Source organism: Alicyclobacillus fructus (assembly GCF_017329605.1).
In the GTDB taxonomy this organism is placed as follows: Bacteria; Bacillota; Bacilli; order Alicyclobacillales; family Alicyclobacillaceae; genus Alicyclobacillus; species Alicyclobacillus fructus.
Window position 1 is genome coordinate 1 of sequence record NZ_JAFMTY010000034.1, and the last position, 15,499, is coordinate 15,499.

Genomic DNA, 15,499 nt, shown 5'->3' on the forward strand with positions numbered 1-15,499 from the left:
CCCACCACGCCGCGCGCGCCGCGGCGCGCCCCGGTCAAACCCGCAGCCCGCGCGGGCCGGGGGGTGGCGGGGGCTTTTGGTCTCCCCCCCAATCCCCCCCCCGGGGGCGCCCCGCGGGGGGCCCCACCATGGGTAAAGTACGTGCTTCATGAGCTGGCGCGGCTTCCGCACACCATTGCGTGACCGCTTGGCACAGTGAGGTCCACTACGATAACTTGACACGCACCATAGACCAGGGTAGGGTTGACATGTATCAGAAATCGAAATACAATTATAAAAAAACAAGGTATATTGGTATCCTTATAAGGATAGATAATTTACTGTCTGGAGGAAGTTATAGTGAAAATTCAATACGCTTCCAAAGAGCGAGTATTCAGTAGTTATATTTTGCCTAGTTCTTTTTATTTATTAATAAGTGGAGATATGCTATCAAGAATTGGAGACTACATCTATCAACTCGCTATTCCTTTATTTGTTTTGTATGTAACAGGATCGTCTGTTTGGATGGGAATTGTATTCGGAGTACAGGAAAGTGCACTCGTTTTTATGGGTATTTTTGCCGGAGCGATTTTAGATAGATATAACATTAAGAGACTAATCATGTGGAACGCTGTAATTCAGATACTGCTGGTTAGCCTACTGCCCGTTTTATACATCTTGCGAATTTTAAATATATATATTATTATAATAATAGGGTTTATGTTGTCATGCTCAGGTTTCTTTTATAGGGCAGGGAATAATGCTCTTATTCCTCGAATACTGACAAAAGATCAGTTGCAAAAAGCTTCTGGGCAAATATCAATTTCAAAAGCTCTGAGTAAGACCTTTGGTCCAACAATCGCTGGGGCTATAATCGCACTTGTAACTCCGATACACAGCCTTTGGTTTGATGCTATTTCTTTTGCAATCTTACTTTTATTTGTTAGTTTTCTGCGATTAAATGATTCTAAAGTTGATAGTAACAAGCCCGTGGAAAATGAAAGAAAACGATTATGGATTGATATTAGAGATGGGTTTGTATATATATTTATGAATTATATATATCTTCTTATGGTAATTTTTAATTTTCTTCTAAATTTAGGATTTGTATCAATGTATTCTATGTTTATTTATCATTTGAAGCGCTCATTAGGATTTTCGGCTCAATGTATTGGAATCATTATGGTTTCCGATGGTGTCGCTGCCTTTATTGCCGGATTACTTATACCTATGATGCTTTCTAAAATAAAAAATGGATATTTAATGATATTTAGTGGTTGTTTTTTGGGGATATCAATATTCTTACTTGGTTTTGTTCGCAATCCCTTTCTTGTGAGTATTTGTTTTGGGGGAGTAATGTTTGGCTCCCAAATAAGTAACCGCACTATGTACACTGTTTGGCAAATGACTATTCCTAAAAATATGCTCGGTAGAATATTTAGTCTATCCACTATGTTGGAGAGTATTTCTGTTCCGCTGGCTGGCGTTTTAGGTGGTGTTATAGCCATGAAGTTTGGCTCGTTTAATTTGATGCGCATTAGTGGGTTGGTTGCAGTATTTAGTGCGTTATTATTGCTTGGCACGCGACTTCGAACCTTAGATAACAGAATGACACATTGAAAGGAGGTGATAATAATGGCAGACGAAAAGGCGTTGGAGATGCTAGTAAAGGAATTGGCTAGCATTGAAGAAAGTGAAGGTCAGGAAGTTCTGGAAACGACCTTCACCTTGTGGTGTGGTTGATCCACTAATTTAAAATTGTCCGGAAAGGGGACAGTCCCATTATATGCTTCATCGCCGTCTGAAATGCTCTTATCTACGGAGAAATGTATGCTCAACTTGCATTTTAGACGTGATACCGGGATTTTATTTGCCCCTTTCCGGACACGCACTACTTAGGGTGGCTCCAAATGCTTGAATCTGACCATTGTCAAGCACCAGTGAATCTGTCACCCCGGATCAGGCGAATTGCGGCGGTGATTGTGTCACCTTACGCACGTGAGAAATGACAGGCCGTACCCTTGCACCAGTGTGGTCTCTGACGGGTGAGCCTGAAGGGACCCGGGAGCAAGACGAGCTTCTCGCATCCCTTCAGGCCGTGCCGAGCGTACCACACTGTGCAAGGGCCGCTTCGCTTACGGCCCCCCGCATTCAGCCACCCCAGGAGCAAGCCTTGACGAACCCACCGTAGCTTGATTACGGTGAAATTGCCTCTGCAGATGGGGTCGGGAGCTTCGGTTTTGGGCGACCGAGTGTCATCCGACGCCACGGATGGTCTGCAGGGGGCTTGTAGGGTTGGCGGGAAGGTGCGGGAGCGGCATCTTCCCGCTTCGTATGAGGTCGAGGTTTTGGGCAAGGCTCCAGGCGATAGAAGGCTCGGCCATCCGAAAGCCACAGTTCGCCGTGAGCCGTGGCGAGAACTTCGACTGTCGAGCGAGGCTCCAAGCGACAGCATGGCTGGCCCGGAGCAATGTGGTAGGTTTGCCCCTTCCAAGACACGGTCTGGCAATGCGCGAGTCGCCGCCAGGCCCGGTGGCAGAGGATGCGATTCAGGTCTTGATGGGCTGCCAACGGGCGGTAAGCGGACAAAAGAGACTCCGGCTGGACTGCGAATCGGGCGTTGAATCGCTCGATAAACGCACGAAGAAGGTCGTTAGCCTCCTCAAGGGTCGAGGCGCGGTGCAGGCGCAATTCGTGCGTCAAACGGTCTTGGAGCGTGCCCCAGAGCCGTTCGATCCGCCCTTTGGCCTGCGGAGAGCGGGCAAATGAAAGGGAAATGCCCAGTTCTGCAACAGCGCGTCCGAGCTGAGTCGGGCTGCACGCCAGCGAGTTCTTCCTCGAGCGTGAGATGCTCGGCTTTGGGCGAGCGGAAGATGGTGTGGCGGTCCACGTAGAGACCGACCGGGATCCCGTAAGACGAGATGCCTAGATGCAACACGGCCCAATAACCCTCAAGGCACTCCGTGGGACAAAACATGGCACCGACCACTTGGCCAGTGGCGTCGTCGATCGCGGCATGCAAGGTCAACCGAGGGCCGCGGTCTTCTAACCAATCGAAGGTGCTGGCGTCCATTTGCCAGAGCAGGCCGGCCTGGGATTTTCGGCGCCGCATGCGGTGAGGGCGTGGAGCCCGATGTTTGCGCACAGGCGCGATTCCTGCGGCCCGAAGCACACGTCGGACCGTGGAGGTGCTGACCACGATGCCTTCACGTTCTGCGAGCAACTCGGTAAAGTGCGTGTCGTTGCAGCCACGATACGCGTCGGTGTGGTAGAGCGAAACGATTTGTTGCTTGAGGGCCTCGGGCAGGGCATGTGAAGGGCGACGTCCTCGGTTCTTGTGAATGACACCTTTCTCCCCCTCTTCGAGGACGCGCTTTTTGATACGAAGGACCTGTCGAGTGGAAAGCTGTAACAGTGCAGCGGCTTGAGCCACGGACAGACTGCCTTCAAGAACGTGTTGGATAACCGTGAGACGTCGAACTTCATGAGGTCGCATCACGAGATACTCCTTGCTCATACACGACATTGTCACTGACGAATCTCACGGTGACAATATCACAGACGCTCAACAATGCTTGAATCTGACCAGTGGAGTCCCGAGTAACTTCTGTATAACCTGATGTGTAGGTGTTTTAATCATTTGGGGAGATGTACTATGGTTTCAGTACTGGATGCTTATGAACGAACTCTTTCTGAATCGATCAATAAGTACGGCAATATGGCGGTTGGAACCTTGATGGTTCGCCTTCAGTACCTCGCTGCATTGTTACGGGAAATGGTACTACATCCCAACCCGGAAATACAGGCCAAATTGTGTTTGGTACGCCATGCGGTCATTCAACACTATGGAAGAAATAATATTCCTCCGTCGACACTAAGAGACTTTATAAAGCGCGATGTAACGCCGGAGCAAAATATAGTTTACTCGTTTGATTCAACGCTATTTAACGAGCGATATTCAAATTTAATCAACGAAGAAGTGGTGAGTAATATCAAAATATTAGACACTTCATTAGCTCATAAATTGCAAGATTTACACTGGTACTTATATGTTGTTGATGAAAATTATGTTCCTCTTATTTTTACTAAACCAATGAGAACGACAGATTTAGTGCTAAATCGCAATATTACACTAAATAATAAATACATGCTGGTGCACCCTGTATTAGTTTATAACCGTGCATTAAGGGTTAGGACGGCGGGTGAAGTTTGCTTTATATTAGAAAAAGATAAGGTTATTGCCGCTATAGCTAATACAAAGTCAGGGCATTTTCGTCCAGATCCTGAATCAGCAGAAATAGCTGTTGAGTGCATCTCTCAGAATCTAGATATTCCTAAAGATTCAGTTATATCTATACCGGTAGGTGTTTATAATGAAGATAAATAACGGATATGAATTAGAACGTAAATTGTATTTACCTTCTATAGAGGAATTTAAAAAATTAGTTTTATGGGATGGAAAAGAATTCGGTGGATGGCGTGCCTCTTTTAGTTTCAATAGAAATACTATCTTTATGGACACTAAGGAATATGATTTGGCTAAACGTGACATCACATTTACTTTTATACCAAATGCAGGGTATAATAAGCATGAACATAGACTTGTTTTAAAGTTACCCATGTGTAAGTTATCTGGTAAGGAAGAAATAGTGGCTCGCTCAGAAAACATTGTTGAACTTTTGAAAAACAGCGAATTGTTATTTGCTAAATTAAGCTCACATATCAATGTTGAAATCACTTCTTTAATACCGTCTATGATAATAAATCAAACTCGGCATAAGAGGGGTCTTATTATGGACGGACGTAAGTATTATATAAGTATCGATAAAGTCACATTTATTAATCCGAGTGATCATATACCAATGGATCAGCGTTATATATTTGAAATTGAGTTACAGAATAGATGGAGCCAGAATGAAATAGAAAATTTAAATAAAGTAGTTGAATTTGTTATTTCTAAATTTAATGCATCACCAGCAGAATACGGAAAGTACCACTATGGATTGTCTCTTATGCAAAAAACAACATGGAATACATCACATGTTTTTCAAAATAATAAGGAATGGTTGGATGCAGTAAATATTGTCAAGTCGATATCCGATGAAAATAAGGATCAGGTATATGAAACTATTAAGAAAATTAAACTTTATTCACAATTAAAATATTTTAGTAATCAGGAATCTAAAGAAGCAAAACAAATGCTTATTATCTCGAACTCTCTTATGAATCGATTTAATAAAGATCATCATTCCGGAGAAGAGGATTATGGGAGGAGATTATTCTATGAAATTTACGAGAAAGATATTCAATTTGAAACTATTAAGGACTCAAAAGGGAAAATTTATCAGTTAACGCGAAATACCTATTCAACTTATTTAGCTAGTCAGGATCGCGTGTTACGTTCAAATGCATTTGAATCATTATATCGTGCCTATAGGCGTTATCAACATGCTTTAGCAGCATGTTTAGATATTCATTATCATAATAGAAAATCTTCGGTTCCTTTTGAAGGGGTTTTTCCATCATCTCATAAGGGAATTGAGTATAGCAATCTATTAATGCAGATAACAGAAGAAAATATTTGTTATTTACATGATTATATGAGGATACGTCGTAAGCTACTCAACTTGGATGACTATTGCATGTATGATATTCAACACCCCATAATTAATAATTCTAAAGCATTTATACCATATTCTATAGCGCGCAATTTTATAAAATATTCATTAAAAAATTTAGGTATAGAATACATTAAGGTGCTGGACGACATATTTGACGGAGGATATATTGATTTGTTTCCTAGAAAAGGAAAGAAATCTGGAAGTTATGCCATCGCCACTTTAGCTAATAAATTCCCATATATATCTACCCAATTTAAGCCTGAGATTTATGGAACATTGGCATTGGCACATGAATTGGGACATGCTATAGCTGGTATCTATGCTCCGATAGACTACTCAAGATTGCCTGTATTTCTAGCGGAAGTTCATGCAGGGGTACATGAGGCTTTATTAATGAGACATATGATTGAAGTTCGTGTACCTGGAATTGATGAATATAGGCTTGAAAAATATCGTGCTAATTTCTTTCGACAAATTATGCTTGCTGAGTTTGAAATGTTGATGACAGAGCACTGCGTGGCAGGACAGCACTTAAATGTGTCATGGTTGAGTGAGAAGTACCGTTCTCTTCTGAGTAAATATTACGGTAACGCGGTTGATTTGAATAATGGATGCGAATTGGAGTGGGCAAAAATACCGTATTTTTATAGACCGAATTATTTAATTAATTACTCGGCATCATTTGTCGTATCAGAGTATTTGGCAGAAAATATAGCAAATGATAAGTTGTTTGCAAAAAAGTATGTTGAGTTTCTGTCTGATTATAATCGAGATGTAGAAGCCATGTTTGCTTCGCTGGGCATAGATTTATTTAATTTAGAATTATACAATAGGTTCTTTTCTGATTTTAAATTAACATACCATAAAGTATATGATGGTATGTAATATAGCTTCTCTGTCAGCTTATATGGAGGTAATACGTCAAGGTCCCAGGTGTGATTATTTATAGCATAAATGTCGTTTGGGGGCGTCTGCTGTTCAAGTTGTGTCCGATATGATGTGTAAAAAGGGATGGCAACCGAAAACATAAAGAGCCATCCGGACCCTCTTTAGTAGAATGTGAGTTGGATAAGAATCACACATCTCAAGGAGGGTCTCCCAATGGCTCAATATCAGATTACCGTGGACGACGCAATTTTGGAAGGACTCTTTCAGCGGGATGGGGGTGTGGCCCAGCTGGTGGAGAGCGTCGTCAATCAGATTCTCCAAGCACAAGTACAAGAGCAGCTGAAGGCCGCGCCCTACGAACGTACGAAAGAACGCCAAGGCTACCGTAACGGAACTGTCACGCGTACGCTCACCACCCGCGTGGGACGACTCGTATTACGCGTTCCAAGGGTTCGAAATGGCGAGTTTTCAACGGAGCTTTTTGCTCGATACCAGCGTAGCGAGCAGGCCTTCCTCCTCGCCTTGATGGAGATGGTGGTGAACGGCGTGTCCACCCGAGATGTGTCCAAGGTCACGGAACAGTTGTGTGGCACGTCCTTCTCGAAATCGACGGTTTCGGATCTGTGCAAACGCCTTGACCCTATCGTCCAAGCGTGGAACCACCGAAGCCTCGCCGAGCACCGCTATCCGTTTCTGCTCGTCGATGCCCTGGTCCTCCGGATTCGGGAAGACGGACGCATTCGTTCGCGCGCTGCATTGATTGCCGTCGGTGTGAATGACGAGGGATATCGTGAGGTTCTTGGGCTGATGCTTGGGAATAGCGAATCAGAATCGAGTTGGCGAGAATTTTTCGCCTGGCTGAAGCAACGCGGTTTGAACGGCGTCGACATCGCCGTGTCCGACAGTCACAGCGGACTCGTCAAGGCGCTTCAGACCGAATTTCAGGGCTGCACGTGGCAACGGTGCCAGACCCACTTCATGCGCAATCTCTTGGACGCCACGCCCAAGGCGTTACAGGAGGAGGTGTACCAGCAGGTACGCGCGATCCTCGATGCGCCTGATCTGAAGACCGCGCGGCTGCTTAAGGATGCGTTTGTCGAAGCCTACGCAGAGAAGGCGCCAAAGGCGGTGCAGGTGTTGGAAGATGGCTTTGATGACGTCACTGCCGTTTTGGTCCTACCTGAGCGACATCGGCGGCGCTTACGCACCACCAACGGTGTCGAACGGCTCAACGAAGAGATTCGGCGCCGCGAGCGCGTCATTCGCATCTTCCCCAACCGAGAATCGGCGATCCGTCTGCTGGGGGCGTTACTGATGGAAATCGACGAAGAAGGACGACGGGGCGGAAATATTTCAACATGGACGAATATGAGGCATGGAAGAAGATGCAACAAACCTCGAGAGAATCATCTCAGGTTTGTGCAGCAACGGCTTAAACGCTTACCGCTCCATTCGCCGAAGAGGGCAATTTACACATGATACTGGACTTGATCGGTACGCTACGGCGATAATGTGCTGACAATGCACTTCTGTGCATAATGGGGGCGGAGACTAAGGTGGGTGGAGAACAAAATGGGCAGAGACATAACTCCAGGAGTTAACAATAGGAAACGCTTGCTAGCCGTGATGGATATCTTGCAAAGGAAAACAGATGAAGAATGCGGGATGTCTTTGTCTGACATCGCAGCTGAATTGAGAAAACATTTTGGGGACACCTTTCGCGTCACAGACGTTGCGTTGCGAGAGGACATCCAAAGCCTTCGCGACTTTGGCATGGTCATCGAGGAAGAGAAACAACTTGGATTTCCAACAAAATACAAATGGCTTTCTCGCACGTTCGATCTCTACGAATTGCGTGTCTTGATCGATGCGGTGACTTCGGCTCACTTTCTTTCCGCGGAGGATTCGGAAATCCTCATTCAGAAGCTGAAGTCGTTGACCAGTGAGCATCAAGCCAAAAGATTAGGCAACCGGCTGTTCGTCGATGATCATGTCAAAACAACAAACAAGTGGGTCAAATTTTACATCGGCGACATTCATGAGGCGATTCTTCAGAGGCGAAAGATCACGTTTCAATATCGAAAGTTTAATGTTCGCAAGGAGCTGCAACTGCATAGAAACGGGTTTTGGTATGTTGTCAGACCTTATGCATTGGTCTGGAATCAGGACCGTTATTATCTCCTTGCGCGCCAAGACGGAATCGATCAATTGAAAACATTTCGCGTTGACCGCCTCTACAAACTGAGGTTGCTGGAGGAACGGTTCGAAGATCCACAGTTGAATGTCGCGCAGTACATCCAACAGACGTTCAACATGTATCCAGGCGAAGTCACGACAGTACGGGTGAAATTTGACAATTCGTTGATCAATGTCGTGGTGGATCGATTCGGTGAACAAGTGGCGCTGTATCCGGCAGATGAGAGCTCGTTCGTGATCGTCATCCGTGCCGCCATGAGTGAGGGACTCGTACGTTGGCTGCTCACTTGGGGAGCAGACGCTCAGGTGTTGTCGCCGCCGGAATTGGTCGAACGAATGAAAGAAGAAATTCGAAAGATGACCTCGCTGTATGCACCAGGGTGCTCAAAAATTTGATAACCCCTCGGGTCTATATTTTTCGCGACGGGTTGTGATCACCCCGACGTTCTGCTGGAAGAGGTGATGTTGTGTTGAGGCAGATCGCGGAACTTCTTTGGCTGCTCGGGCGTCGCGAGCAACAACGGCGGATTCAGCAATACATCGACACACATAAGAACACTGGATACTGGGTGAATCTTCGGGAAGACACGTTTGACGAGGAAGAGTGGGTATGGGTTGAACCTGAAGAGGATGTGCTCAGTATCCCGTACTACGTTCAAGTGGTGCCAACAGGCGAAAAGAAATTTCGGGTCTTCGCCAGCCGCGAGATCGATCGGGAAGCCTTGAAATACTGTCCTTGCCACACGATGCAGGGGATACAAGATATCATAGACATCATGGCAGCAGGCTACCGGTCGAGGGGAGAAGTAGAGAAAATATATGGAGTTTTAGCACCTCGTCCGTCACGCTAAGGTGGAGTGTTGTTTTCGCAGTGCATCGACAAAGTTCTAGTGAGGGATGATGACGAAATGGAAAGGGCCGAGATGGAACCTAAAGAAATAGTCAAGATAAAGAAGGCGACGGTGAAACGGAAAGTTGTGAGTCGAGAAGGCTTGGACTCGAATGGGAGCGATGTTTGGCTTCATCAAGACATCTTGGAAAAAAATCTTGAAGAGGTAAATAAACGACTCGGTGATCAGGAAAACAAAACACATACATCTCGTGGGGATCAGAAACTCCCGTAGAGGTGAGAACGAATCTTGTTTCCGGAATTTAAACCGCTTCACGTAACGCACAGACCCCGATTTTATGCGACCTTTCTTAGGACACAAAAGTCGGTATACTGCACCTCCATTTACATCCAGTGGGGGATTTCACCAGAATCCTTGGGGGCTGTGATGATACGGAAGCCGGAGTCCATCGCAAAGTGCGATTCGGTCGAGTGGATTCCGGTCGAGGACGGTTCTGGCTATATTCACGGGTGCGCGGAACTCACAGGGGTGTCCGATTCTTCAGTGAGCGCTTGGGCAGAATGGTTGTCCACTCCTGCGGTCCGGAAATACGTAGACAGATGGGTATCGAATGGGTTCATTAAATATCCAGATGGGAGACTCTACTTCTATCCTCTCATCCCTGTGCCCTCTTATGGGGACGGTCAGGTCGAGAGTTGTGCCGTGTGCATTGACGAGATTGAGGAACTCATGGACGCCATGCGAGAGGTGATTCAAAATCAATGTCATCCCTACGTTCTGTGGGACCTAGACGAGACCACGCCCTGGCAAAGTGAAAAGGACAAAAAGGAGCGTGAAACGAGCGAGACGTCCCTGCAGGGTGTCGTGAAACAACTGTCAAGGAAGTGGAAGGATCTTTGGAGGAGCACGGGGGTTCCGGATTTCCTGGAGCGCGGGACGACCGGGAAAACCGATGACAGGTCTCCACGGCACGGTGTTTGGGAGTGGCAATCCGGTTGTCCCACGGTCTATGCTCCCCCGGATGTCAGTGAAGTGTCGGTTCTCCCTGTGGACACCGAAGAGACAACAGACATGCTTAATGATAAAACGTTGTACTGTCTGGCGATGAAGTCTGGCATTTGCGATTTCGACCGGATGATAGCCTGTTTTTCACACATTTCTCTGAAGCCAGGCTTCACATTGAGGGTGAAGTCACAGATTCATGTTCTAAAGGAATTGAAGTCCCAGTGGGAAGACAAGGCCCCACAGAGGGAAGACAAGGCTGTAGTCGGAGTGGCTTTTCCACCAGCAACACCCTATCTGCGTTTCGGAGGTCACAAGCAATTGTTCTCTTTTCCGCCTCTCTCAGCCATTGAAGGAGATGGCACGCCCATGGCGTACTTTGAGGCGACAATCCTTTATCACTTGTTGCAGGAAAAGCCGTTTGGTGGACATCTGTTGCCGTTAAATAAAAGGCAACTGGAGACCATCGAGAAACGACAGAAGTGGCACATGCTTGAACCAGAGCCGGAAATTTGGCATCCACACTACTATCTAACACCGGAGGGGTATCCTACAGTGGTGTTCTATGTTTACACTATCAACATATATGATACTCCCCAGGAGACGATTCAGAGGTATGTGCACACCTTCTATCCAGGGAGATACAACGTAATGAATCTCCGGGTTACAAAAGTAGCCTACACAGATACTATACACGGCGTGTGAAGGTGACACGGAGTGCAGGTTCGGTTTAAATGGGGACGTTTCACCGGAACCATTCGGCTTCGTGACAGTGGAGAGGTTGAAGTCGATGTACCCGACGAAACGTTAAAGAACCGTTTGATGTCTCGACTCACATTGGGCCACTAGATCCGTATCCCTTTTCGCCAAGACGGGATTACGGGAACCATGGTCAATTATGAAGGATTGACGGAGTCAAACTTTCGGGCCGCAGTGGCTGCACTTGCGGACGAAACAGGGATCTGGGTGTGGGACGATGGGGTGAGTATCGTCGAATGTCCCTGGTTCGGAACAGAGGGTTTTACGATTCTCTATTTTCGTGGTGATGAGAACAATCCGTGGTTGATTGTTGAAGATATTGCCACAGGGGGGGACAAGCGCTCTGCTTCGCTCCTGCAGCGAAATACGTCTGGTTCGATGCGGACATCACAGATACCCCCCTGATAAAGGGATGGATAGACGCAGAGGGGATCATCATCCACGACTTGAACGATGTTCAGCTTTTGGTGAAACGAAACCCGTGGAAGAGCTCAGTGTACGAGATTTGGCATTTCTAATCTGGCAGATTAAAGCTCCATTTCGAGGTGAATGGATTCTGATGACGGTAGAGCAATTCACTGCAAAAGTGGACAAATTCATTAGAAAGTTGGAGAAACTTCGGTTTGAGAATACGGAAAATATGTATGCCCACGATACATACGGCCCAATCAGACAGGAAAATCTTCGTATCTACCTCAACCGTATGAGAGACCTGCGTCCCAAGGTGCTACTTGTCGGTGAAGCACCTGGATATCGCGGCTGTGCTCTCACGGGGATTCCATTTACGAGCGAAGACATCATGTTGAAGGGAATCGAAAATCACAATGTCCTCGGGTATCGCCATGGCTACAGGAAGGCATCGGATAACCAACAGCCTATGAAGGAGAATACAGCCACCGTCGTTTGGGAAACACTTCAAGAGCTAAAGGAATTGCCACTGCTGTGGAACGCATTCCCGCTGCATCCCCATGTAGACGGGAATGAGAGGTCGAATCGATCGCCCAATGCTCAGGAATTGAAGGCCGGGTTTTGGTTTATCGAATCGTTGATTCGATTGTTTGACATTGAAATGGTGATTGCCGTTGGACGTAAGGCGCAAAAGGCACTCGACAGAGATATACGGCTAGCAGATCTTCCGCATCTGAAATTTCAACACATCCGCCATCCGTCACGCGGCGGCACAAAGGAGTTTGAGGAGAGATTGAAACAGATCTTTGATGAAAGACTCTCCACAATATCGACCGTTTGAACTTTGCCATTGTCTCATGCCATCATACCCGCTTCGGCGGGTTTTTCTCCGATTATATTTCGGAGGTGGGTCGAGTGCGAAAATATTACAAGGACAAGGATGGTAATGTATACACCCATGATACTGAATGGAAGGAACAAAATGGAAAGATATGTTTGCCATGAATCCGTGACGAGTAGGTGCGAAAATTTCTGAAGCGCTCGTGATTGGTCCTGTAGAATTGAGATAGTTCGGATATCGGCTGTATTCAATCCCTCTTCACTGTGTTTGATAACGTAAAAGTTGACCACGTGGGCGTACATTGACAACCGAAAAGTTGACCACCCCGGCACCGCTTTCCTGTACCCTAGAGTTCGGCAATGACTCTGGTGGGCAGGAGGAAAGGAACGTGCTCGAGATGGTCGACAAGGTGTTTTGCGCAAGTCAAAAGTGCAGAATAGCGACGCGGATTTGTGCATAGGCACAGTTCGTCGGAATCTTATGACGACATCGCTTCCGAAAGCGCATGTTGCAACCGGTAGCTCTCGCCTGTAAATGCCAGCACGTGTGCATGGTGCACGAGCCGGTCGACGAGCGCCGCAGTCAGTCGCTCTTCGCCAAAAATCGTGTTCCATTGTCCGAATTCTAGATTCGATGTCACGATGACGCTCCGCTGCTCATAGCAATCCGAAATGACGTGGAATAACAACTCTGCGCCGTCTTTGTGAAAAGGCACAAAACCCATTTCATCGAGAATAAGCATCTCTGCCTTCTTCAGTTCGCTCAGGAAGCGACGCAGCGTCCCCGCTTGGTATCGCTCCTGCAGCGTCGCCACGAGGTCGTGAACGCGGAAAAATCGTACTTCATGTCCCTTCGCGCATGCCTTCATCCCAAGGGCAATCGCCAAATGCGTCTTTCCCGTACCGACCGGCCCGAGCATGAGCACGTTCTCTCGGCGCTCGAGAAACCCGAGCTCTGTCAGGTGTTCTCGGCTGCAGTGCGGAGGAAACTTGATTTTGCTGAAATCGTAGCCCTCCAACTGCTTTGCCTGAGGGAACTGGGCTTTCTTCAGCAGCCGCCGAATCCGCGCGGCTTCCCGGCCCTTGAGTTCCGCTTCGAAGACACCCAGGAGAAACGTGGTGCGATCTTCAAACGGAATGGATTCATAGGCCTCCATCACATACCCTAAGTGCAGGCTTTTACAAGCTTGAGCGAGCGCTTCTTTCATCGCATCCTCATCTCCAGCAAGGCGTCGTATCGCCGAAGGTCAGGCCGATACCCGAAAACTTCCGTTGGCGTATGGGACTCGATCCAAGGTGCAGGTCGAAACTCGGGATGCTGCCTAGCATACAAAGCGTGTTCCAGCACCGCTTCGGGATGCGAATGAGTCTGAAGCGTCTCTAGCACTTCGCCGATGTCCGCCATGTCGTACCGCTCGAGCAAGCGGCGAATGAGTCCCACTCGCGCCTTTCGGAGGTCAGTCTCCGGCACTTGCACAAATGTGCGCACCGACGCGGGCAAATACTTCGCCAAGTCGGAGTACATCACAGCGCGCGGCTTCCGGCGATAGCCGTCGAACACCGCTTTCCAATCGATCTTAAACGATTTGTCCACGTACGGTCGCGGGAAGACCGCAAGCCTTTGATACGTCCCATCACTGGAAAGGACCTCGACTTCGTCCCATTTGACCTTCAGCAAGACCGTCGCCAGTGCTTCGCACTGAGGCAGGGGATAGGTCGTGTTTTCGAATCGCAGCTCGCGGTACTTGTTCAGCCGGGAGGTCGTCAAACGGAAGACCTCGAATGGGACATCCGGCAACGCAAGCAGCTTCTTGCGCTCTTGTGCCCACAACTCGGCGATGAGTTCTCCCTTCGCGTAGTGTGGCCGCGCCATATCTTGGGTTTCCTTCTCGGCGAGATACGCTTCCAGCTCTGCGTCGGTTTCGCACACCGGCGGCGGCACGAGCCAATTGCGACGTGTATAGCCAACTTTGTTTTCCACATGCCCCTTCTCATGCCCTCGATAGGGATTGCAAAACAGCGCTTCGACGCGGTAATGAGCGACGAATCGCGCGAACAACTCTGTATAGATGCGTTGCCCGCCTGTCTCGATTTCGGCCACCGCTGCAGGGAGATTGTCAAACCAGATCCGCCTTGGCACACCACCAATGCGCTCAAACAGACGTTTCAGGGCTTCCAGAAAGCACTCCGTGTTTTCCGCCCGCACGGGAAATGCGAACGCTGCGTTGCTGAACGGGAACGACATCACGAGCACTTTCCGTTCGACGAGTTTCCCGCCCTGGCCGATGTAGGCCGTCTCAAAATCGACTTGCGCTTCTCCGCCGGGATGCTCGAGCCGTTCGTAGGCTTCCGCTGCCTCGGACTTTAGGGCTTCTCTTCGTTTTGAGACGTATCTCTCCACTGTACGACGACTGCCTGGGTATCCATATTCCGTTCGCAAGCGTTCAAAAATGCGCTTGGCCGTGTAACGTTGCTTGCGGGGAAGCGCTTGTTCCTCGAGCAGCCAGGTGTCGATGATTTCAAGGTACGGTCCCAGCACCGGATGGCGCGTGCGGCGGGGACGAAGGCGTAGATTCCAGTCGTCCCGCGTCGCGTACTTTTTCGCCGTGCGCCAGTTGACACCCACAGACCGCGCAATTTCGGAGATCGAGTACTCCCCACTCTCGTAAAGAAACTTGATATACTGCTGCTGAGGCACTTTCAACATCCTCTCTAATCCCCCTTGAGGCGTCTTCGTCAACCCCAAGGGTAGAATTGGTAGAGTGGTGTTGCAAGTGCCTATCACATTTCCGCAGGCGCCGCCATGCTGTGTAGATTTGCGTGTCGGCGTTCTGCACTTTTATTTTGCGCTAAACAGACAAGGAGTATATCAGAAAGCGGTACTTCGTGGATGGATGGTCGATACGCAAGATCAGCCGTCAGTTGGGTGTATCACGCCAAACGGTCCGCAAGATG

11 protein-coding genes and 1 pseudogene are annotated in these 15,499 nt (G+C 48.0%); 9 read left to right on the top strand and 3 right to left on the bottom strand.

Features of this window, described 5'->3' with window-relative positions; genetic code table 11:
* Nucleotides 1–339 precede the first annotated feature (339 nt).
* Complete coding sequence (locus tag J3481_RS13410) at nt 340–1,599, top strand: MFS transporter (RefSeq protein WP_206832647.1); 1,260 nt, start codon at nt 340–342, stop codon at nt 1,597–1,599.
* Between the two features lie 1,042 nt (nt 1,600–2,641).
* On the opposite strand, the gene J3481_RS13415 is transcribed toward J3481_RS13410, so the two are convergent.
* Nucleotides 2,642–3,475 (bottom strand): ISNCY family transposase, encoded by an 834-nt coding sequence (locus tag J3481_RS13415; RefSeq protein WP_236011704.1) that lies wholly within the window; start codon nt 3,473–3,475, stop codon nt 2,642–2,644.
* A gap of 159 nt (nt 3,476–3,634) precedes the next feature.
* On the opposite strand from J3481_RS13415, the gene J3481_RS13420 reads away from it, so the two are divergent.
* From J3481_RS13420 to J3481_RS13450, 7 genes and pseudogenes are all read left to right on the top strand, one after another.
* A complete protein-coding gene (locus tag J3481_RS13420) occupies nt 3,635–4,366 on the top strand; it encodes a hypothetical protein (protein ID WP_206832646.1) in 732 nt (243 codons plus the stop codon).
* Complete coding sequence (locus J3481_RS13425; protein ID WP_206832645.1) at nt 4,353–6,485, top strand: gluzincin family metallopeptidase; 2,133 nt, start codon at nt 4,353–4,355, stop codon at nt 6,483–6,485. The genes J3481_RS13420 and J3481_RS13425 overlap by 14 nt, the downstream gene beginning before the upstream one ends.
* Before the next feature lie 216 nt (nt 6,486–6,701).
* Nucleotides 6,702–7,924 (top strand): annotated as a pseudogene (locus J3481_RS13430) (IS256 family transposase).
* 124 nt (nt 7,925–8,048) lie between these two features.
* A complete protein-coding gene (locus J3481_RS13435) occupies nt 8,049–9,080 on the top strand; it encodes a helix-turn-helix transcriptional regulator (RefSeq protein WP_206832644.1) in 1,032 nt (343 codons plus the stop codon).
* A gap of 71 nt (nt 9,081–9,151) precedes the next feature.
* Entirely contained in the window at nt 9,152–9,535 is a 384-nt protein-coding gene (locus J3481_RS13440) for a hypothetical protein (RefSeq protein WP_206832643.1), read from the top strand.
* Between the two features lie 414 nt (nt 9,536–9,949).
* Entirely contained in the window at nt 9,950–11,242 is a 1,293-nt protein-coding gene (locus J3481_RS13445) for a hypothetical protein (RefSeq protein WP_206882509.1), read from the top strand.
* A gap of 535 nt (nt 11,243–11,777) precedes the next feature.
* Nucleotides 11,778–12,545 (top strand): uracil-DNA glycosylase family protein, encoded by a 768-nt coding sequence (locus J3481_RS13450; protein ID WP_206832641.1) that lies wholly within the window; start codon nt 11,778–11,780, stop codon nt 12,543–12,545.
* 478 nt (nt 12,546–13,023) lie between these two features.
* Here J3481_RS13450 and istB read toward each other — a convergent pair whose 3' ends face one another.
* Together istB and istA are read right to left on the bottom strand one after the other, a co-directional pair.
* Complete coding sequence (istB, locus tag J3481_RS13455) at nt 13,024–13,752, bottom strand: IS21-like element helper ATPase IstB (RefSeq protein WP_206832640.1); 729 nt, start codon at nt 13,750–13,752, stop codon at nt 13,024–13,026.
* On the bottom strand, nt 13,749–15,251 hold the full coding sequence (istA, locus tag J3481_RS13460; RefSeq protein ID WP_206832639.1) for an IS21 family transposase: 1,503 nt from the start codon (nt 15,249–15,251) through the stop codon (nt 13,749–13,751). The genes istB and istA overlap by 4 nt, the downstream gene beginning before the upstream one ends.
* Before the next feature lie 179 nt (nt 15,252–15,430).
* Here istA and J3481_RS15110 point away from each other — a divergent pair.
* Nucleotides 15,431–15,499: helix-turn-helix domain-containing protein (locus J3481_RS15110; protein WP_407929340.1), on the top strand; the 69-nt coding region annotated here is incomplete at its 3' end.